At 63.7% G+C, this 18,254-nt stretch carries 20 protein-coding genes; 1 reads left to right on the top strand and 19 read right to left on the bottom strand.

Annotated elements, in window-relative coordinates; translation table 11 throughout:
• Positions 1 to 178: 178 nt before the first annotated feature.
• The 5 genes from MAFF_RS34225 to MAFF_RS34205 form a co-directional block, all read right to left on the bottom strand.
• Positions 179 to 502 carry an integration host factor subunit alpha gene (locus MAFF_RS34225; protein WP_010915609.1) on the bottom strand — a complete coding sequence of 108 codons (324 nt, stop codon included), beginning with the start codon at positions 500 to 502 and terminating at the stop codon, positions 179 to 181.
• Positions 503 to 604: 102 nt separating this feature from the next.
• Complete coding sequence (locus MAFF_RS34220) at positions 605 to 1,576, bottom strand: beta-ketoacyl-ACP synthase III (protein WP_010915608.1); 972 nt, start codon at positions 1,574 to 1,576, stop codon at positions 605 to 607.
• 9 nt (positions 1,577 to 1,585) lie between these two features.
• Positions 1,586 to 2,656 carry a phosphate acyltransferase PlsX gene (gene plsX, locus MAFF_RS34215; RefSeq protein ID WP_010915607.1) on the bottom strand — a complete coding sequence of 357 codons (1,071 nt, stop codon included), beginning with the start codon at positions 2,654 to 2,656 and terminating at the stop codon, positions 1,586 to 1,588.
• Positions 2,657 to 2,769: 113 nt separating this feature from the next.
• Complete coding sequence (locus tag MAFF_RS34210) at positions 2,770 to 3,318, bottom strand: YceD family protein (protein ID WP_010915606.1); 549 nt, start codon at positions 3,316 to 3,318, stop codon at positions 2,770 to 2,772.
• A complete protein-coding gene (locus MAFF_RS34205; protein ID WP_010915605.1) occupies positions 3,318 to 3,863 on the bottom strand; it encodes a ubiquinol-cytochrome C chaperone family protein in 546 nt (181 codons plus the stop codon). The genes MAFF_RS34210 and MAFF_RS34205 overlap by 1 nt, the downstream gene beginning before the upstream one ends.
• Before the next feature lie 115 nt (positions 3,864 to 3,978).
• Between MAFF_RS34205 and MAFF_RS34200 the strand changes: the two genes are divergently transcribed.
• Positions 3,979 to 4,494: an outer membrane protein assembly factor BamE gene (locus MAFF_RS34200; RefSeq protein ID WP_044550233.1), complete on the top strand. Its 516-nt coding sequence runs from the start codon at positions 3,979 to 3,981 to the stop codon at positions 4,492 to 4,494.
• A 233-nt stretch (positions 4,495 to 4,727) separates the two neighbouring features.
• Here the strand turns inward: MAFF_RS34200 and MAFF_RS34195 are convergent, their stop codons facing one another.
• The 14 genes from MAFF_RS34195 to glyA all read right to left on the bottom strand — a co-directional run bounded on the left by MAFF_RS34195 (position 4,728) and on the right by glyA (position 18,239).
• Positions 4,728 to 6,869: a sodium-translocating pyrophosphatase gene (locus MAFF_RS34195; protein ID WP_010915603.1), complete on the bottom strand. Its 2,142-nt coding sequence runs from the start codon at positions 6,867 to 6,869 to the stop codon at positions 4,728 to 4,730.
• Between the two features lie 262 nt (positions 6,870 to 7,131).
• Entirely contained in the window at positions 7,132 to 7,881 is a 750-nt protein-coding gene (locus tag MAFF_RS34190) for an ABC transporter permease (RefSeq protein ID WP_010915602.1), read from the bottom strand.
• Complete coding sequence (locus MAFF_RS34185; protein WP_010915601.1) at positions 7,878 to 8,816, bottom strand: ABC transporter ATP-binding protein; 939 nt, start codon at positions 8,814 to 8,816, stop codon at positions 7,878 to 7,880. The genes MAFF_RS34190 and MAFF_RS34185 overlap by 4 nt, the downstream gene beginning before the upstream one ends.
• Positions 8,813 to 9,976 carry an ABC transporter permease gene (locus MAFF_RS34180; RefSeq protein ID WP_010915600.1) on the bottom strand — a complete coding sequence of 388 codons (1,164 nt, stop codon included), beginning with the start codon at positions 9,974 to 9,976 and terminating at the stop codon, positions 8,813 to 8,815. Before MAFF_RS34180 ends, MAFF_RS34185 begins: the two co-directional genes overlap by 4 nt.
• Before the next feature lie 55 nt (positions 9,977 to 10,031).
• Positions 10,032 to 10,943 carry a glycine betaine ABC transporter substrate-binding protein OsmF gene (gene osmF / locus MAFF_RS34175; RefSeq protein WP_044550230.1) on the bottom strand — a complete coding sequence of 304 codons (912 nt, stop codon included), beginning with the start codon at positions 10,941 to 10,943 and terminating at the stop codon, positions 10,032 to 10,034.
• A 180-nt stretch (positions 10,944 to 11,123) separates the two neighbouring features.
• Positions 11,124 to 12,341, bottom strand: coding sequence for an MFS transporter (locus MAFF_RS34170; RefSeq protein ID WP_010915598.1), 1,218 nt, complete (start codon positions 12,339 to 12,341; stop codon positions 11,124 to 11,126).
• Complete coding sequence (gene nusB, locus MAFF_RS34165; RefSeq protein WP_032929891.1) at positions 12,338 to 12,838, bottom strand: transcription antitermination factor NusB; 501 nt, start codon at positions 12,836 to 12,838, stop codon at positions 12,338 to 12,340. The genes MAFF_RS34170 and nusB overlap by 4 nt, the downstream gene beginning before the upstream one ends.
• Positions 12,835 to 13,329, bottom strand: coding sequence for a 6,7-dimethyl-8-ribityllumazine synthase (ribH, locus tag MAFF_RS34160; protein ID WP_010915596.1), 495 nt, complete (start codon positions 13,327 to 13,329; stop codon positions 12,835 to 12,837). Before ribH ends, nusB begins: the two co-directional genes overlap by 4 nt.
• A 110-nt stretch (positions 13,330 to 13,439) precedes the next feature.
• The gene (locus MAFF_RS34155) at positions 13,440 to 14,057 is read right to left on the bottom strand and encodes a riboflavin synthase (RefSeq protein ID WP_010915595.1); all 618 of its coding nucleotides are present in this window, start codon (positions 14,055 to 14,057) and stop codon (positions 13,440 to 13,442) included.
• 127 nt (positions 14,058 to 14,184) lie between these two features.
• Positions 14,185 to 15,315: a bifunctional diaminohydroxyphosphoribosylaminopyrimidine deaminase/5-amino-6-(5-phosphoribosylamino)uracil reductase RibD gene (ribD, locus tag MAFF_RS34150; RefSeq protein WP_010915594.1), complete on the bottom strand. Its 1,131-nt coding sequence runs from the start codon at positions 15,313 to 15,315 to the stop codon at positions 14,185 to 14,187.
• 2 nt (positions 15,316 to 15,317) lie between these two features.
• Positions 15,318 to 15,797 carry a transcriptional regulator NrdR gene (gene nrdR / locus MAFF_RS34145; protein ID WP_010915593.1) on the bottom strand — a complete coding sequence of 160 codons (480 nt, stop codon included), beginning with the start codon at positions 15,795 to 15,797 and terminating at the stop codon, positions 15,318 to 15,320.
• A gap of 96 nt (positions 15,798 to 15,893) precedes the next feature.
• Complete coding sequence (locus MAFF_RS34140) at positions 15,894 to 16,223, bottom strand: GlpM family protein (protein WP_010915592.1); 330 nt, start codon at positions 16,221 to 16,223, stop codon at positions 15,894 to 15,896.
• A gap of 26 nt (positions 16,224 to 16,249) precedes the next feature.
• Entirely contained in the window at positions 16,250 to 16,828 is a 579-nt protein-coding gene (locus tag MAFF_RS34135) for a hypothetical protein (protein WP_156315183.1), read from the bottom strand.
• A 97-nt stretch (positions 16,829 to 16,925) separates the two neighbouring features.
• Positions 16,926 to 18,239, bottom strand: a complete 1,314-nt coding sequence (gene glyA / locus MAFF_RS34130) for a serine hydroxymethyltransferase (RefSeq protein ID WP_010915590.1) — start codon at positions 18,237 to 18,239, stop codon at positions 16,926 to 16,928.
• Positions 18,240 to 18,254: the final 15 nt, after the last annotated feature.

The raw sequence follows: 18,254 nt of genomic DNA, 5'->3' as shown, positions 1-18,254 counted from the left end.
CGGAACGGTCTTCAGCGAGATCAGGCTCAACAAAGAGAAGCTCATTCCATATGGAATGGATCATACGCGGAACACCAATCCGGCCATGCTGCCGAATCGGACCTTATTTCAGCGGTTTGTGAAGCAATATTCAAGCCCGGCGTGATCGCGGCGCCGGTTTTCAACCGTACAATCGAGGCTATTTGCCGCCCTTGGCCTTGCTGTTCTGGTGAGAGCGCAAGATGCGGTTCTTCAGCACGTTGGACGATTTGAACGTCATCACCCGGCGCGGCAGGATCGGCACCTCTTCACCGGTCTTGGGATTGCGCCCGATGCGCTCGTTCTTGGAGCGGACATGGAACGTCGCGAAGGACGACAGCTTGACCGTCTCGCCACGCACGATGGCTTCGCAGATTTCGTCCAGCACGGCTTCGACCAGTTCGGCGGATTCAGTGCGCGACAGGCCGACCTTGCGGTAGACGGCCTCCGCCAGGTCGGCACGCGTAAGTGTCTTTCCCCCCATGCGACCGTCCCATCAGTTCAAAACGTAAAATCGGCACAACAACGGCAGAGCCTAAGTAATTGATCCGGCAAGGTCAAGGACCGAAACCGAGCCGTTCGGCACTTACCAGCGAACCAGAACGGCGCCCCAGGTAAAGCCGCCGCCCATCGCTTCCAGGAGGACGAGGTCGCCCTTCTTGATGCGACCATCGGCAACGGCCACCGACAGCGCCAGCGGCACGGAAGCAGCCGAGGTGTTACCGTGCAAATCGACCGTAACCACCACCTTTTGCTCTGCTATCCCGAGCTTCTTGGCGGATGCGTCAATAATTCGTTTATTGGCCTGGTGCGGCACGAACCAGTCGAGATCGTCGGCCGATATGCCGGCGGCCGAGAAGGTCGCTTCGATGACGTCGGTGATCATGCCGACCGCATGCTTGAAGACTTCGCGGCCTTCCATCCTGAGGTGACCGACCGTTCCCGTGGTCGACGGTCCGCCGTCGACGAAAAGCTTGTCCTTGTGCACGCCGTCGGAGCGCAGGCTGGCCGCCAGGACACCACGGTCGGCAATCGTGCCGGCCCCCTCGCCCGCCTCCAGGATGAGTGCCCCGGCACCGTCGCCGAACAGCACACAGGTCGAGCGGTCGTTCCAGTCGAGGATGCGCGAGAACGTTTCCGAGCCGATCACCAGAACTCGCTTGGCGAGCCCGCCACGGATGTAGAGGTCGGCTGTCGTCACCGCATAGACGAAGCCCGAACACACCGCCTGCATGTCGAAGGCAAAGCCGTGATGCATGCCGAGGCGGTTCTGGATCTCGACAGCGGTCGCCGGGAACGTGTTGTTGGGCGTCGATGTCGCCAGCACGATCAGGTCGATATCGCCCGGCGTCAGCCCGGCATTGGCAAGGGCAGCGCGGGCCGCGGCTTCTCCCAGGGAAGCAGTCGTCTCGTCGTCAGCCGCGATATGACGCTGGCGAATGCCGGTACGCTGGACGATCCACTCATCCGATGTTTCAACCATGCCCTCGAAATCGGCATTCTTCATGATGCGGCGGGGCAGCGCGGCGCCCATGCCGCGCACGACTGATCTGATCAAAGTTCTTTCCTATTCCTTCGCGTCGGTAACGACGTCGGATTTCCGGGATGACAGGGCATGCGGGTTGCGCGCATGAAACAGGTCCAGGTCGGCTTCGATGCGGTCGAGCAGATTGTTGCGCACCATGTCATAGCCGAGCTCGATCGCAGCGGCAAAACCATCCGAATCGGCACCGCCATGGCTTTTGACGACAATGCCGTTCAGCCCCAGGAAGACGCCGCCATTGGAGCGGCCGACATCCATCTTTTCGCGCAGGCGATCAAAGGCGCTCTTGGCGAAGACATAGCCGATCTTGGCCATCAGCGTGCGGCTCATCGCGGCGCGCAGATAGCCTGCGATCTGGCGCGCGGTGCCTTCCGCGGTCTTCAACGCGATGTTGCCGGCGAAGCCCTCCGTCACCACCACGTCGACCGTACCCTTGCCGATATCGTCGCCTTCGACAAAGCCATGATAATTCATCGAGGCCATGTTGGCCTCGCGCAGCATGCGCCCTGCCTCCTTGACCTCTTCCTGGCCCTTGATCTCTTCAACGCCGACATTGAGCAGGCCGACGGTAGGCCGCGCCACGCCGAATACGGAGCGCGCCATGCCGGTGCCCAGAATGGCAAAATCAATGAGCTGGTGCGCATCGGCGCCAATGGTGGCGCCGACGTCCAGAACCACGCTTTCGCCGCGCAATGTCGGCCACAATGCCGCGATCGCCGGGCGATCGATGGTGGCCATGGTGCGCAGGCAGAACTTCGACATCGCCATCAGCGCGCCGGTGTTACCGGCGGAGATGCAGGCGTCCGCGGCGCCCGACTTGACCGCCTCGACCGCCTTCCACATCGACGACTTCCAGCGGCCATGGCGCAAGGCCTGGCTGGGCTTGTCGTCCATCCTGACCGCGATCTCGCAATGGAAGAATTCGCTCACCTCGGCCAATTTGGGGAACTTGGCCAGTTCGGGGCGCACAAGCTCCTCACGCCCGTAGATGACGAAGCGGATGTCGGGACGGCGAGTCGCGACCGTCATGAGCGCCGGGATAACCACGGCTGGTCCGTGATCGCCGCCCATGGCATCGATGGAAATCCTGATCACGCGGTATTTATCTCACGGTTAGGCGGCAGGTCGCTTTAGTGATCGCGAAGGTTCGGCGAAAATAGCGGTTTTGGGTTTTCACACAACCGACTTTTCCATCGCGGGCGAGGTTTTCAGGATTTTCCCAGCAAGGATCGCAGTTTTTGCTGAAATTCATTCTCCACCGCTTCGGTCTCGCCGCCGGCATCCAGCGACGCGCCCGACTTGCGCGGATAGGGGTTGATCGCCAGTCCGAAGAACTGCTCGGCGAGCGCGCCGACATCGATCATATCGCCGGAGAATGTTTCGGGGCCGTCAGGGCCATCCGCATCGAGCAGGATCTCGCCGCCGCCTTCGAAACCCTGCCGCCCAAGCTTGGAATCCTCGGGCAGCAGCAGCGCCTCGACCGGCTCGTCGATATGCGCTTCAACGGGATCGAGCGTGACGATGCAGGCCTGCGTGATATCGGCTTCGACCCGGCCGCTGACCTTGACGCCATTGCGCTTCCAGGAAGCAACAAGGAGTTCGGCGCGATAGGCTTCGACCGACAGCAGCCCGTGCTCCTCGGCGAGCGCGGCACGCTGGGCGGCGTCGGCCTCGATCACCACCGGCAGGCCCTTTTGCGGCAGCCGGGCGACGTTCGCGAAAAAGGAAACCGGGCTTCGCGGATCAGCATGTTTCATCAAGCACCTCCCTTGGCGAGCGGAAACACCGCCGTGCCGGAAACGATCGATTGCGACGGCTGCGCGGCCAGCTGCCGGCAAGCGTCGGCGACATAGTCGGCCAATTGCGGCGCCTCCGGCCACGTGCCGGCATCGGGTCGGACATTGCGGGCAAGTGCTGCGGTCAACCCGTCGCGATCGTTTCTGTCCAGCGCATCATCATAGGCGGCGGTACGGCCATAGAACATCTTCGCCAGTTTCTTCATGCGTTTGGGCACGCCGACATCGCCAATGCCCAGCTCCCGCAGCGAATGATCGACATCGAGAAAGAACTCGTCGATCAGCACCTGGGCGATCTCCTGCGCCACGCCGCCCTCGCCACGCAAGCGATGCTGGAACAGGAACATATGCAGCGAAAGCATCTCGAAACGGCCGAGCGGCGTGTCCGGCACATTCCAGTGGGAATAAAATACAGTCTGCCGCGCCGCCGCCACGATTTGTGCGTAAAGCGCGTCCGTGATGGCGCGGTTGGCGTGGCGTTCGCGACCAAAAAGGCGCTGGAACATGGGGATGGTCTCCCGGGGACCGTTTGTTGAATTGGCCTTGTTGCATCGGCAAGCAAGCTGGTTTACCGGTTTTGCGGCCCAGCGCAAGTTGCGGCGATATAATGGAGAATTGTTGTTGCGCGCGCTGAATTTCAAGTCGACCTTCTCGTCCAGGCCCGCCGGCGCGATCTCGCTGCTGCTCGTCGTTTCGGCGCTTTCGGCGTGTCACACCAACAAGATGATCGGCGACCTCAGCCCGAGCGAGACGTTCACGCAAGGTTATGTCTACGATCAGCAGGCCGTCGATTCGGTGCCCGTCGGTTCCAGCCGCGAGCAGGTGCTTCTGGCGCTTGGCACGCCGTCGACCACCGCGACTTTCGACAACGAGGCATTTTATTACATTTCGCAAACGCGCAAGCGCTATGTCGCCTTCGACAAGCCCAGGCTCGTCGACCAGAAAGTGCTGGCGGTCTATTTCGGCGCCGATGGCCGCGTCACCCAGATCGCCAATTACGGCATGAAGGACGGCAAGATTTTCGACTTCATCTCGCGCACCACGCCGACTGGCGGCAAGGACCAGAACTTCCTCGGCCAGATCATCAACGGCGCCAGCAAGCTGGCGCCCGGCATCCCCGGCGGCGGCACTCCCTGATCATCAGACCCTGCTTCCCCTTGGGAAGGCAGCACCATCTCAGGCGACCAAAAGCCCGTGGGAGCGATCCCACGGGTTTTTGTTTGGCAGGACGAGCTTGCCAGCAAGGGGCGAGCCCGCGTCAAATCTAGCGGTCTTGGAGTTTTGAAGTAAGCAATGATGCCCGATCCGAGCCAAACAAAAACCCGCGGGGATCACTCCCCGCGGGTTTTTAGCTAACGACCAGGCTTCGTTCAGCCGTGCGCGAGCACGGCCAGAAGCAGTAGCGCGACGATGTTGGTGATCTTGATCGCCGGGTTGACCGCCGGGCCGGCAGTGTCCTTGTAGGGATCGCCGACCGTATCGCCGGTCACCGAGGCCTTGTGCGCCTCGGAACCCTTCAAATGCTTGACGCCGTCTTTGTCGGTGAAACCGTCCTCGAACGACTTTTTCGCGTTGTCCCAGGCGCCGCCGCCCGAAGTCATCGAGATGGCGACGAACAGGCCGTTGACGATGACGCCGAGCAGCGAGGCACCGAGGGCGGCGAAGGCCGAGGCCTTCGAACCCGAGATCAAGAGCACGCCGAAATAGACGACGAGCGGCGCCAGCACCGGCAACAGCGACGGGATGATCATTTCCCGGATCGCCGCCTTGGTCAGAAGGTCGACGGCACGCGCATAGTTGGGCTTGGAGGTGCCGGCCATGATGCCGGGATCCTCGCGGAACTGCTTGCGAACCTCCTCGACGATGGCACCCGCCGCACGGCCGACGGCCGTCATGGCGATACCGCCGAACAGATAGGGGATCAGGCCGCCGAAGATCAGGCCGGCGACGACGTAAGGGTTGGAGAGATCGAAGGAGATCTCGCCCATGCCCTGGAAGTAGGGATATTTGTCGCCATTGGCGGCAAAGAACTTCAAATCGTTCGAATAGGCGGCGAACAGCACCAGCGCGCCGAGACCGGCCGAGCCGATCGCATAGCCCTTGGTCACGGCTTTCGTTGTGTTGCCGACAGCGTCGAGCGCGTCGGTGGAGTGGCGCACTTCCTTGGGCAGTCCGGCCATTTCGGCAATGCCGCCGGCATTGTCGGTGACTGGGCCGAAGGCGTCGAGCGCAACGATCATGCCGGCAAGGCCAAGCATCGTCGTGACCGCGATCGCCGTGCCGTAAAGGCCGGCGAGCTGGTAGGTCGAGATGATGCCGCCGACGATGACGATGGCCGGCAGCGCCGTCGATTCCAGCGAGACCGCGAGGCCCTGGATGACGTTGGTGCCGTGGCCGGTAACCGATGCCTGGGCGATCGAGTTGACCGGGCGCTTGTTGGTGCCGGTGTAGTACTCGGTGATCACCACGATCAAACCGGTCACCGCGAGACCGATCAGGCCGCAGATGAACAGGTTCTTGCCGGTGATGACCATGCCCGCGACGGTGCCGATCTCGCCCCAGCCAAAGCATACCGAGGTGGCGACCGCAAGGCCGACGATCGACAACAGGCCGGTGACGATCAGGCCCTTGTAGAGCGCGCCCATGATCGAGCCGTTGGCGCCGAGCTTGACGAAGAAAGTGCCGACGATCGAGGTCAGGATGCAGGCGCCGCAGATGGCGAGCGGATAGAGCATCGCGGCGCCCAGAACCGCAGTGCCGCCGAAGAAGATGGCGCCGAGCACCATGGTGGCGACAACCGTCACCGCATAGGTCTCGAACAGGTCGGCGGCCATGCCGGCGCAGTCACCGACATTGTCGCCGACATTGTCGGCGATGGTGGCCGGGTTGCGCGGATCGTCCTCGGGAATGCCGGCTTCGACCTTGCCGACTAGATCGCCGCCGACATCGGCGCCCTTGGTGAAGATGCCGCCGCCGAGACGGGCGAAGATAGAGATCAGCGAGGCACCGAACCCGAGCGCGACCAGCGAGTCGATGACGATGCGGTCATTGGGCTGCAGGCCCATGGGTCCGGTCAGGATGAGGTAGTAGATCGAGACGCCGAGCAGCGCCAGGCCCGCCACCAGCATGCCGGTGATGGCGCCCGACTTGAAGGCGATGTCGAGACCGGCGGCCAGACTGTTGGAGGCCGCCTGTGCCGTGCGCACATTGGCACGCACCGAAACATGCATGCCGATGAAGCCGGCAGCGCCCGACAGGACGGCGCCGATCAGGAAGCCGATCGCGGCGGTGATCGAAAGCAGCCACCAGGCGAGCAAGAGCACAACCACGCCGACAAGGGCGATGGTGGTGTACTGGCGCGCCAGGTAGGCTTGCGCACCTTCGCGGATGGCGGCGGAGATTTCCTGCATGCGTGCATTGCCCTGATCGGACGCAAGGACCGAACGTGTCGCCCAGATGGCGTAAAGGACAGAAAGCAAGCCGCAGGCGATGACGGCGTAAAGTATGGTCATTGCCAAATTTTCCTCGATTGTTGGCCCAAATGAACCCCTCCCTGGGCCGTTGAGACAAAGACCGGAATCCGCGCACGGAATCCACCTCTTCGCATCGGTGTATGCGAAACAGGGCTCGGAACGTCAAGATATTGTTCAGTTTTTGCCCGGCTTTCGCCCAAAAGACAAAAGCCGCGACAAGCCTGCCGGCAGGGTCGTCCATTTAGATCGATTGAAATGGCGCAAGGGGATGATGCCGACAGATCATCAGCGTCGCAACGGATTACTCCGCCTCGCGTCCCATCCGCCGCGCCGCATAGCGCTCGACCGCCGACAATCCGTCATAGATCAGCACGGCAAGGGCCGCCACGATCAGGCCGCCCTGCAGGATGAAAGCAAGATTGTTGGACAAGAGACCAGCGATGATCACCTCGCCCAGTGTCTTGGCGGCAACCGTCGAGCCTATGGTGGCGGTGGCCAGGCTGATCACCACCGAAAGCCTGATGCCGCCAAGGATGATCGGCGCGCTGAGCGGCAGCTCGACCTTGGTGAGCCTTTGCCAGCCTGTCATGCCAGCGCCGCGCGCCGCCTCGACGACATTGGTGGGCAGCGTCGTCAGCCCGGTCAGCGCATTCTCGAAGATCGGCAGCAGGCCATAGAGAAACAGCGCGATCAGCGTCGGTTTCTCGCCGAAGCCGACGGCCGGTACGGCGAGCGCCAGCACCGCCACCGGCGGGAAAGTCTGGCCAATGTTGACCAGGCTGCGTGACAGCGGCAGGAATTCGGCGCCAGCCGGCCTGGTGACAAGGATGGCCAGAGCCACCGCAACGATGGTCGCGGCGACGGTGGCGATCAGCACGGTGCGCAGATGCAGCAGCGTCAGCGTCAGCAGGCTGCCCTGATTGTAGATCACCGGCGCGTTGTTTTCGGTCAGCGGCTTGAGCAGCGGCTCGAACCAGCCCGGACTGGTGACGAACGCCACGAGCAACACCACCAGCGCAAGCCTGAGCAGCAAAGGCAGCCAGGCTTTCATGCCGGCCTCGCTGCCCGCTTGACCAGCCCATCCACCGTGACGCGGCCGAGCGGCTTGCCGTCGGCGCCTTTGACCGGCAGCGCCGGCCGGCCTGACCAGAGGAGTTCAGCCAGCGCATCGCGTTGGCTGGCATCGCCGGGGATGGCTTCGCCCTCGGCGGCGCCGTTCTCCACCGCGTCACGCACCCGTCCGAGCGACAGCAGCCGGAATGGCCTTTCGCTGGCGCCGACCAGGGTCTCGACGAAGCTGCTGGCCGGATTTGCCAGGATCTCGGCGGGCTTGGCGTATTGCACGAGCTTGCCAGCATCCATGACGGCGATCTTGTCACCCATGTGCACGGCCTCTTCCATGTCGTGGGTGACGAGGATGATGGTGGTGCCGAAGCGCTTCTGGATCGCCAGCAGATCTTCCTGCGCCTTGGTGCGGATGATCGGATCGAGCGCGCCGAACGGTTCGTCCATCAGCAACACGTTGGGTTCGGCGGCGAGCGCGCGGGCCACGCCGACCCGCTGCTGCTGGCCACCGGACAGTTCGTGCGGGTAGCGCGGTCCGAATTCCCGGGGGTCGAGCTGGTAGAGCGTCATCAACTCGTCGACGCGCACCTTGATGCGGTCCTTGTCCCAGCCAAGCAGCACCGGCACGGTGGCGATGTTCTGCGCCACGGTGCGATGTGGAAACAGGCCGTGGCCCTGGATGGCATAGCCGATGCTGCGGCGCAGTTCGTAGCCGGGTACCGAGCGATTGTCGGCGCCGTCGAGCTTGATGATACCTGATGTCGGCTCGACCAGCCGGTTGATCATGCGCAGCAGCGTCGTCTTGCCCGAGCCCGAAGTGCCGACGATGACGGCGATGGTACGTGGTTCGATGACCATCGAGACGTCGTCGACGACCGTGGTCGCGTCATAGCGCTTGGTGATGCCTTCGATCTCGATCATGCCGTTTCAACCCTGCGCCTGGTGGCGGTCATTTCGATCACTGCGTCGAGGATGATGGCGGCGGCGAAGGCGAGCGCCACGGTCGGCACCGCGCCGAGCAGCACCAGGTCCATCGCAGTCTGGCCAACGCCCTGGAAGACGAAGACGCCAAAGCCGCCGCCACCGATGAGTGCGGCGATGGTGGCTAGGCCGATGTTCTGCACCAGCACGATGCGAATGCCGGTGAGGATCACTGGAAAGGCCAGCGGGAATTCGACGCCGAACAGGCGCTGGCGGTCGGTCATGCCCATGCCACGCGCCGCGTCGTTGGCGGCGCGCGGCACGCCGGCGAGGCCGACCACGGTGTTGGCCACAACCGGCAGCAGCGAATAGAGGAACAGGGCGACGAAGGCCGGCGCCGTGCCAATGCCGCGAATGCCGAGCGCGGCCGCTCCCGGCACATGCGTGGCGATCCAGCCGAGCGGCGCGATCAGCAGGCCGAACAGCGCAATCGAGGGAATGGTCTGGATGATGTTGAGCACGTTGAGCACACCGGCCCGCAGCCTTTCGACACGATGGCAGAATATGCCGAGCGGCAGGCCGGCGACGACCGCGGCAAGCAGCGAGCCAAGCGCCAGCGTCACATGCTTGGAGCCTTCGGCCCAGAAACTGTCGGCGCGGTTGGCGTATTCCTTCAGGATGGAAAGGTCGTTCCAGGCTCCCGACACCAAAAGCAGGCCGATGGCCACGGCAGCGGCGGCCAGCACGCCGACACGGGCCCATGGCGACAAATTCAGGCGCGTCAGCACGTCCGCCAGCAACAGCGTGAAGGCGAAGACGAGTATCCAGAAACCGGAGGCCGGCGATACTCTGGCAAGGGTATTGCCGGGCGGCGTCAAGAACGTGCCGGCGACGCCGACGAGCAGCGCGAGCGCGGCAAGCGCCACGACACTGGCCGCGAGGCGCGGCACGAGCGGCGTCCTGAAGAGCGCTATGAGCGCCGCCACGATCACGATAGCCATCAGCAATGACCCGGCGGTTGCCGGCAGCGCTTCGAGAATCGAGCGCGCCTGGCCTGGAACGATGCGGTTGGCGCGAAACGTGGCGAAGGGAGCGAGGAACGCCGCATAGGCCGCGATCGCGGCAATGACCACGCCGAGCTTGTCGAAACGGATGTTCACGCCCTCCCCCGTCGGTCGTTCCGGCGCACCACACGAGCGGCGCGCCGGAAACGTCCTACTTCAGAAAGCCGTTCTTCTTCAGGAAGTCCTCGGCGACACCCTTGACCGGCTCGCCGCCAACCTGCACGCGACCGTTCAGCTCCTGCAGCGTGACGAGGTCGAGCTTGGCGAAGACCGGCTTCAGCAGCGTCTCGATCTCGGGATGTTGCTTGAGCACGGATTCGCGGATGATGGGCGCCGGTTGGTAGACCGGCTGCACGCCCTTGTCGTCCTCGAGCACGACAAGGCCGGACGGCGCGATGCCGCCATCGGTGCCGTAGACCATGGCGGCGTTGGCGCCGCTGGTCTGGTTGGCGGCCGCGGCGATGGTCGCCGCCGTGTCGCCGCCCGAAAGCGTGATCAGCTGGTCCGGCTTCAGCGTGAAGCCGTAGGTGGTCTGGAAGGCTGGAAGGGCCGCTGCCGAATTGACGAACTCGGCGGAAGCCGCGAGCACCACCTTGCCGCCGCCGGCGACGTATTTGCCGAAGTCCGACAGCGTGACGAGCTTGTTCGCGTCCGAAACCTCCTTGCGCAGCGCGATCGCCCAGGTGTTGTTGGCCGGCGCCGGCGACAGCCAGACGATCTTGTTGGCGTCGTAGTCGAGCTTCTTGGCCGTCTCATAGGCCTTGGCGGCGTCCTTCCACACGGGATCATCGGCCTTCTCGAAGAAGAAGGCGGCGTTGCCGGTGTATTCTGGATAGATGTCGATCTCGCCAGCGGTGATCGCCTTGCGCACCACCGGCGTGCCGCCGAGCTGAATGCGGTCTGATGTCTTGATGTTGTTGGCGTTGAGAACGAGCTGGATGATGTTGCCGAGCACGCCACCTTCGGTATCGATCTTCGAGGAGACGACCACCTGAGCACTGGCGGACGCTGCCGTGATGGCCAGCGCCAATGCCGCGCCGGCGAAAACCTTGACTGAAAACATCGTGAAAACCCTTTGCTGTGAACCGGAATGCGGCGGCCGCATATGAGCATGGCTTCAACGGCCAGTCGGGGCACACGGTTTCATAACAATAGGCACAGACGCAATAATTTTGTTTCAGATCAGCAAATTCAACCGAAGCAATCCTGACAGCATCATGCCAGCTCGACAACAGTTCGGGGATCAGGTGCGCGCGTTGCGCGGGGCCGTCAACTTGAGCGCGCCGAGGGCGACGAAGCACAGAACTGTGACAGGAAAGATTATCCAGTTCAGCATCTCCCAGCCCCAGGCGTTGTAGACCATGCCAGACAGCAGCGACGCGCAGGCGACGGAGCCGAACAGGACGAAGTCGTGGAAACCCTGCACCTTGCCCTTTTCCGACGGCCGGTAGCTGGCCGCGACCATGGCGGTGGCGCCGATGAAGCCGAAATTCCAGCCAAGGCCGAGCAGGATCAGGGACGTCCAGAATTGCCACAGCGCCAGGCCCGACAAGGCAACGGCAGCACAGCCGATAAGCAGGATCAGGCCGATGGCGACGATGCGCTCGGCGCCGAAGCGATGGATCAGCGAGCCGGTGAAAAAACTCGGCGCGAACATCGCCATTACATGCCAGGAAATGCCGAGCGTCGCATCGTCCTCCGACAGGCCGCAGCCGACCATGGCCAGGGGCGCGCCGGTCATGACGAAGCTCATCAGCGCATAGCTGCCGACGGCGCAGAACAGCGCGGCGACGAATCGCGGCCTGGTGACGATTTCGGACAGGGGCCTGGCATCGCTGGACGCCGCTTCCGTGCGGCCGGTGGCCCTCACCGGGATGCGTAGAAACGACAGGATAACGGCGCCGACCGCAGCCAGCACCGGAATGGCCGCGAACGAGCCGGCAAACATTACCGGTGCGAGCAGTTCCCGGGTGAAGATGACGATCTGCGGCCCAAGGATGGCGGTGATGATGCCGCCTGCCAGCACGAAGGAGATAGCGCGCGCCTTGAACTGCGGCGGCGCGTTATCGGCGGCGGCGAAGCGGAATTGCTGGACGAAGGCGCCACCGATACCGATCACCAGCAGCGCGAATGCGAACAGCCAGAAACTGCCGTGGAAAAGCGCCAGCGTGGCAATCAGGCCGCCAAGCGCGGTGACGACGGTTCCGGTCATGAAGCCGCCGCGCTGGCCGAGCCGGCGGATGATGGCCGCGGCGGGCAAGGCGCCGAGCGCGACGCCGATGTTGAAGCCGGTGATCGGCGCCGTCGCCAGCGATTTGTCGGCGCCGAGCAGGTATTGGCCGGCCAGCGCGCCCATCGAAATGGCGATCGGTGCCGCCGAGCCGATGATCGCCTGCGAGGCGGCAAGTATCAGCGCGGTCCGCCGCGCCTCCCTGCCCGTCCCGACGGCGATGGCCGTCACGATGCGTCCTTGCCGCGCCCCTCGCCGCGCACCCGGCGTGACACGCGGTCGAGCACGGCATTGACCAGCTTCGGCTCGTCTTCCTCGTAGAAGGCCTTGGCGATGTCGACATATTCCGAAACGATGACCGCCACCGGCACGTCTTCACGCTTCATCAATTCATAGACACCGGCACGCAGGATGGCGCGCAGTGTCGAATCGAGCCGCGACAGCGGCCAGTCATCGGTCAGCGCCTGGCGGATGACCGGATCGATTGTCTTCTGGTCCTCGACGACACCGGTCAGGATGGCGCGAAACCATTGGGCATCCGCCTCGCGATAGAGCGCGCCGTCGACTTCCTTGCCAAGGCGGAACGCCTCATATTCGGCGGTGATCTCGAAGACGCCGCTGCCGGCGACATCCATCTGATAGAGCGCCTGCACGGCGGCCAGCCGGGCGGCGCCGCGCTTGTTGGCGTGGCGCACAGCGGGCTGTCCGGGTGAAGCGGGTTCGCTCACGATCGGGCTCCCAATTGTTCCTTCAGCGCGATCATGGTCAGCGCCGCACGCGCGGCAAAGCCGCCCTTGTCGCCTTCCGAGCGCTTGGCCCGCGTCCATGCCTGGGCATCGTTCTCGGTGGTCAGGATGCCGTTGCCGATGCAGACAGAGTCCTGCACCGACATGTCCATCAGCGCGCGGCTGGATTCATTGGCGACGATATCGAAGTGATAGGTGTCGCCACGGATGATCGTGCCGAGCGCGACAAAACCATCGTAATTTGTGCCGCCTTCCGCCGCGCCATCCAGCGCGAAGGTGATCACTGCGGGAATTTCGAGCGAACCTGGAACGGTGACGACGTCGTAAGTCGCGCCCGCTTCCTCGAGCGCGCTCGTCGCGCCGTCGAGCAGCGCGTCGGCAAGGTCGTCGTGAAAGCGCGCTTCGACAATCAGCAGATGCGCCTTCGCCTTCGGACGAATGAAGGCTTTGCCGTGTTGGGATATACCAGCCATAAAAGTCTCCGGGGGGTTGCCGGTGACTTAGGCCGAAGCCGGATTGATCGCAAGCGGAAGATTGCTGGAGGAGCCAGGTGCGTTGCACCGGCTGATCCCCGGCAGACTTGCTAGAGCCCCTCTTTCGCCGCCTCCGCCAGCCGTGCGGCGTAGCGGGCCATGGTGTCGATCTCGATATTGACGCGGTCGCCGACCTTGCGCTCGCCCCAGGTGGTCACGGTCAGCGAGTGGTGGATCAACAGCACGTCGAAGCGGGTGCCCTCGACCTTGTTGACGGTGAGCGAGGTGCCGTCGAGCGCGACGGAACCCTTTGGCGCGATGAATTTGGCCAGATGGCGCGGCGCCTCCAGCGTGAAGCGCACCGCGTCGCCCTCGTCCTTGCGCTCGACGAGCTCGGCGGTGCCGTCGACATGGCCCGACACGATATGGCCGCCGAGTTCGTCGCCGATCTTCAGCGCCCGTTCGAGATTGACCTTGCTGCCGGATTTCCAGCTCGAAGCCGTGGTCAGCCGCAAGGCCTCTTCCCAGGCTTCGACCTCGAACCAGCGCGCGTTCGAGCCATGTTCGGGCAGCGCCGTGACCGTCAGGCAGACGCCGCCGCAGGAAATCGAGGCGCCAATGGCGATGGTTTCGGGGTCATAGGCGGTATCGATGCGCAAGCCGACGCCTTCGCTGAGCGGCCTAACGGCCGCGACGGTGCCGATATCGGTGACAATTCCGGTAAACATCGATGCTGATCCCTAGAGCATGATGCCGAAAAGTGTGAAGCGGTTTTCGGACGACATCATGCTCTATCTCTTTAGATTTAGAGCCGGATTCAGATTTCAGGTCTACTCGACCTGAAATCATCCGGCTCTAGAGGTCCCTTACCCACTCGGCGTAGCTGTCCTCGCCGAAGCGCATTTCGCGCAGCTTGCGGAAACCTGCCGGGATATGGTCCGCATCGACCGGCGATGCAATGCCATCCTCGCCGATCGCCTCCGGCCCCTGGAATAACACGATGCGGTCGACCAGGTCTTCGTCGAGGAATGCCTTGGCGACCTGGGCGCCGCCCTCGACCAGCACGCTTGCCATGCCGAGTGCTGCCAGGTCTTCTAGCAGTTCCGGCAAGGCGACGACGCCGTCATGGGTTTCGGTGCCGATGAAGCGTACGCCGGCGCGTTCGAGTGCCGAGCGCCGGTGCGGATCGGCTTCAAGACAGGCAGCAACATAGAGCGGCACGCGATCGACACCGGAAACCAGCTTCGAGGCTTCCGGCAGCCGGATCTGGCGATCGAGGATGATGCGTGCCGGCGAACGGTTTTCCAGCCCCGGCAAGCGCACGGTCAGCGCCGGATCATCCTCCAGCGCCGTGCCGATGCCGATCAGGATGGCATCCGACTCCGCGCGCATCAGATAGACGTCGCGGCGCGCGATCTCGCCGGTGATCGCAACCTGGCCGGCGCCTTTCCTGCCGATCTTGCCGTCGCTCGAAAGCGCAAGTTTCAGCGTCACTTCCGGGCGTTTTCGCAGAGATCGAATCAAATAGCCCGCCATCTGCTCGGCGGCTTCCGTGGCCAGGACCTTCTCCACCACCACGATGCCGGCGGCGCGCAGGATGGCATAGCCCTTGCCGGAGACGCGCGGATCCGGATCGCTGGCAGCCCCCACGACGCGCGCAATGCCGGCATTGACCAGCGCATTGGCGCAAGGCGGGGTGCGGCCGTGATGCGCGCAAGGTTCTAGCGTGACATAGGCGGTGGCACCACGCGCGAGCTCGCCGGCCTCGGCCAGCGCCTCGGTCTCGGCATGCGGCCGGCCGCCGACCGCGGTGACGCCGGTGCCGACGATCATCGGGCCAGCGCCATCGTCGCGCACGATGATCGTGCCCACGGAGGGATTGGTCGAGGTGCGGCCGGCATTCCTGCGCGAAAGCCGCAAGGCGGCGGCCATGAAACGGCGATCAAGGGCCGTTTGTTCGGCCTCGCTCAGTTGCGATGCTGCCATGCTCAGCCGGCGTCCTCTTCACTCTTGTCTTCGTCGCCCTTCAACTCGCCCAGCAATTCGTGGAAATCCTTGGCCTCGCGGAAATTGCGGTAGACCGAGGCAAAACGCACATAGGCGACGTCATCGAGCGACTTCAGCGCCTCCATGACCAGCCGGCCGACCTCGCCGGAGGCCACTTCCGTCTCGCCGGAGCTTTCGAGCTGGCGCACGATGCCGGTCACCGCGCGGTCGATGCGTTCGGGATCGACATTGCGCTTGCGCACCGCGATCTCGACCGAGCGCAGCAGCTTGTCGCGGTCGAACGGCACTTTACGACCCGACTTCTTGACCACGACCAGATCGCGCAACTGCACGCGCTCGAAGGTGGTGAACCGGCCGCCGCAATCGGGGCAGACACGCCGCCTGCGGATCGCCGCGCCATCCTCGGCGGGGCGCGAATCCTTCACCTGCGTATCTTCGGACTGGCAATAGGGACAGCGCATGGAGAGCCTTGGGTTCGCGAATCTGGTGAGGCGAAAGGCTTAGAGCCTTTCCGACCGGGATTGAAGCCGTTCCGTCACTTCAACGGACTGCCCGCATCAGAGATAGCGAGGCGCGAGGAAGATTGCCAGCGCGGCAACCAGCCAGACGGCGATGCCGCCGGCGACGGCCAGGCGATAGTCGACCTTGTCGATGAACAACCAGCAGGCGCCGAGGAAGGCAAGATAGGCGGGAATTGTCTTCATCCCGGCAAGGCAGGCATCGCGAAAACCGCCCGGATCGCCCTTAGCGCTGACGGCGAGCAAGGCAATGACGGCAAAGGTCGGCGCCAGCGGCAAAATCCCTGGCAGGATATTGCCCCGCCTGGACGCCCAGACGATCAGCGCCGTCACCAGCCCGCCGACCACACCCTTCCAGACAATGTCCATCCGCGGTCCCTAGTGGAACCGGGCCGTCACGGCGCGACGTCCTTTGTCGGGAAGCCGCAAGACGTCCCGAGGTTGCGGTAGGCCTTGGTGAAGCCGTCCATCGGGATGCTAGCGAAGGCCTGCTTGCCGAAAGTCACGTCGAGCGACACGACCTGGCGCATTGCTCGCAGCAGCGCGAGACCGGTCTTGGCCTGATTGTCGACCGTCCAGCTCGGACGGCCGATGCCCGCATCGTTGGAATAGACCGTTGCCGAAACCTTGACGCCGGGATCGCCGAACGTCGCCGGGATCTTCGTGCCGGTCGGCAGTTGCTTGTTGTCAACGGTGAGCATGATGGCCGGATAGGCATCAGGCGGCAGCGCATCGCCTGTCGAGATCGACAAGGTCAGCGTGCCAGAATTGCCGCTCGCATCGAAGAACGCCGTCGAAGCCGCGCAGGTCTTGTGCGTATCCTGGCCGGTGTCGAGTGTATCGACCATGGTTGTCCATCGGCCGAAGGTGCTCGTGGCAGGCATGTCCGGAGCGGGCTGTGTCTGCGCCGAAGCAAGTCCACAAATGGCCAGCCAGCCGACAGCGCCGAGCAAGGCGATACGAAAATTGCGCATCATCGTTTCTCCAGTTCCATGCGCCACCCGATCAGGGGTGGCGCACCGCCGGCGGATAAAAGATGACGCTCCGCGCCTGGTCAATCGATAAGGATGGTCAGCCGAGATAAGGATAGAGCGGAAAACGATCGGTCAGCGCCACGACCTTGGCCTTGACCGCCGCCTCGACCGCGGCATTGCCCTCGTCCGAATTGGCGATCTTGAGACCATCCAGCACTTCGGCGATCAGCTTGCCGATCTCGCGGAATTCGGCCTGGCCGAAGCCGCGCGTGGTACCGGCCGGCGTGCCGAGACGCACGCCAGAGGTGACGAAGGGCTTTTCCGGGTCGAAGGGAATGCCGTTCTTGTTGCAAGTGATGTTGGCGCGGCCAAGGGCCGCCTCGGCGCGCTTGCCGGTGGCGTTCTTGGGGCGCAAATCGACCAGCATCAAATGGTTATCGGTACCGCCGGAGACGATGTCGAGGCCCGTCTCCTTGAGGCTCGAAGCCAGCGCCTTGGCGTTGGCGGCCACGCTCTCGGCATAGACCTTGAAGCTCGGCTTAAGCGCCTCGCCAAAGGCCACCGCCTTGGCGGCGATGACATGCATCAGCGGGCCGCCCTGCAGGCCGGGGAACACTGCCGAGTTCATCTTCTTGGCAATGTCTTCGTCGTTGCACAGGATCATGCCTCCGCGCGGGCCGCGCAGCGACTTGTGCGTGGTGGTCGTCACCACATGGGCGTGCGGCAATGGCGAGGGATGCACGCCGCCGGCGACGAGGCCAGCAATATGCGCCATGTCGACCATCAGATAGGCGCCGACTGCATCCGCGATCTCGCGAAAGCGCTTCCAGTCCCAGATGCGGGAATAGGCGGTGCCGCCGGCCAGGATCAGCTTCGGCTTGGTCTCATGCGCGGTCTTTTCGATGGCATCCATGTCGAGCAGATGGTCTTCCTTGCGCACGCCGTAGGAGACGACCTTGAACCACTTGCCGCTCATGTTGACCGGCGAGCCGTGGGTGAGATGGCCACCGGAATTGAGGTCGAGGCCCATAAAGGTGTCGCCGGGCTGCAGCAGCGCCAGGAACACCGCCTGGTTCATCTGGCTGCCGGAGTTCGGCTGGACGTTGGCGAAATTGCATCCGAACAGCTTCTTCGCCCGCTCGATGGCCAGTTCCTCGGCCACGTCGACGAACTGGCAGCCGCCATAGTAGCGCTTGCCCGGATAGCCCTCGGCGTATTTGTTGGTCATGATCGACCCCTGCGCCTCGAGCACCGCGCGGGAAACGATGTTTTCCGAGGCGATCAGCTCGATCTCATGGCGCTGGCGGCCAAGCTCGTTGCGGATGGCGCCGAAAATCTCCGGATCGGCGTCTTCCAGCGTGGTTTCGAAGAAGGACTCGAATTTGTTCGACGCTGCCGCTGCTGTTGCCATGGCCTGAAATCCTCC

Source organism: Mesorhizobium japonicum MAFF 303099 (assembly GCF_000009625.1).
In the GTDB taxonomy this organism is placed as follows: Bacteria; Pseudomonadota; Alphaproteobacteria; order Rhizobiales; family Rhizobiaceae; genus Mesorhizobium; species Mesorhizobium japonicum.
Note: the sequence above shows the minus strand (reverse complement) of the source record. Positions and strands in the feature narration are given on the sequence as shown.

Bases quoted from the DNA above. Each gene is read 5' to 3' on its own strand.
- ribD (WP_010915594.1), bottom strand. From the start codon at position 15,315: ATGGCAGCATCGCAACTGAGCGAGGCCGAACAAACGGCCCTTGATCGC.
- MAFF_RS34210 (WP_010915606.1), bottom strand. From the start codon at position 3,318: ATGAAACATGCTGATCCGCGAAGCCCGGTTTCCTTTTTCGCGAACGTC.
- MAFF_RS34155 (WP_010915595.1), bottom strand. From the start codon at position 14,057: ATGTTTACCGGAATTGTCACCGATATCGGCACCGTCGCGGCCGTTAGG.
- MAFF_RS34140 (WP_010915592.1), bottom strand. From the start codon at position 16,223: ATGGACATTGTCTGGAAGGGTGTGGTCGGCGGGCTGGTGACGGCGCTG.
- MAFF_RS34205 (WP_010915605.1), bottom strand. From the start codon at position 3,863: ATGTTCCAGCGCCTTTTTGGTCGCGAACGCCACGCCAACCGCGCCATC.
- MAFF_RS34195 (WP_010915603.1), bottom strand. From the start codon at position 6,869: ATGACCATACTTTACGCCGTCATCGCCTGCGGCTTGCTTTCTGTCCTT.
- MAFF_RS34190 (WP_010915602.1), bottom strand. From the start codon at position 7,881: ATGAAAGCCTGGCTGCCTTTGCTGCTCAGGCTTGCGCTGGTGGTGTTG.
- MAFF_RS34135 (WP_156315183.1), bottom strand. From the start codon at position 16,828: ATGCGCAATTTTCGTATCGCCTTGCTCGGCGCTGTCGGCTGGCTGGCC.
- glyA (WP_010915590.1), bottom strand. From the start codon at position 18,239: ATGGCAACAGCAGCGGCAGCGTCGAACAAATTCGAGTCCTTCTTCGAA.
- MAFF_RS34185 (WP_010915601.1), bottom strand. From the start codon at position 8,816: ATGATCGAGATCGAAGGCATCACCAAGCGCTATGACGCGACCACGGTC.
- MAFF_RS34225 (WP_010915609.1), bottom strand. From the start codon at position 502: ATGGGGGGAAAGACACTTACGCGTGCCGACCTGGCGGAGGCCGTCTAC.
- osmF (WP_044550230.1), bottom strand. From the start codon at position 10,943: ATGTTTTCAGTCAAGGTTTTCGCCGGCGCGGCATTGGCGCTGGCCATC.
- nrdR (WP_010915593.1), bottom strand. From the start codon at position 15,797: ATGCGCTGTCCCTATTGCCAGTCCGAAGATACGCAGGTGAAGGATTCG.
- ribH (WP_010915596.1), bottom strand. From the start codon at position 13,329: ATGGCTGGTATATCCCAACACGGCAAAGCCTTCATTCGTCCGAAGGCG.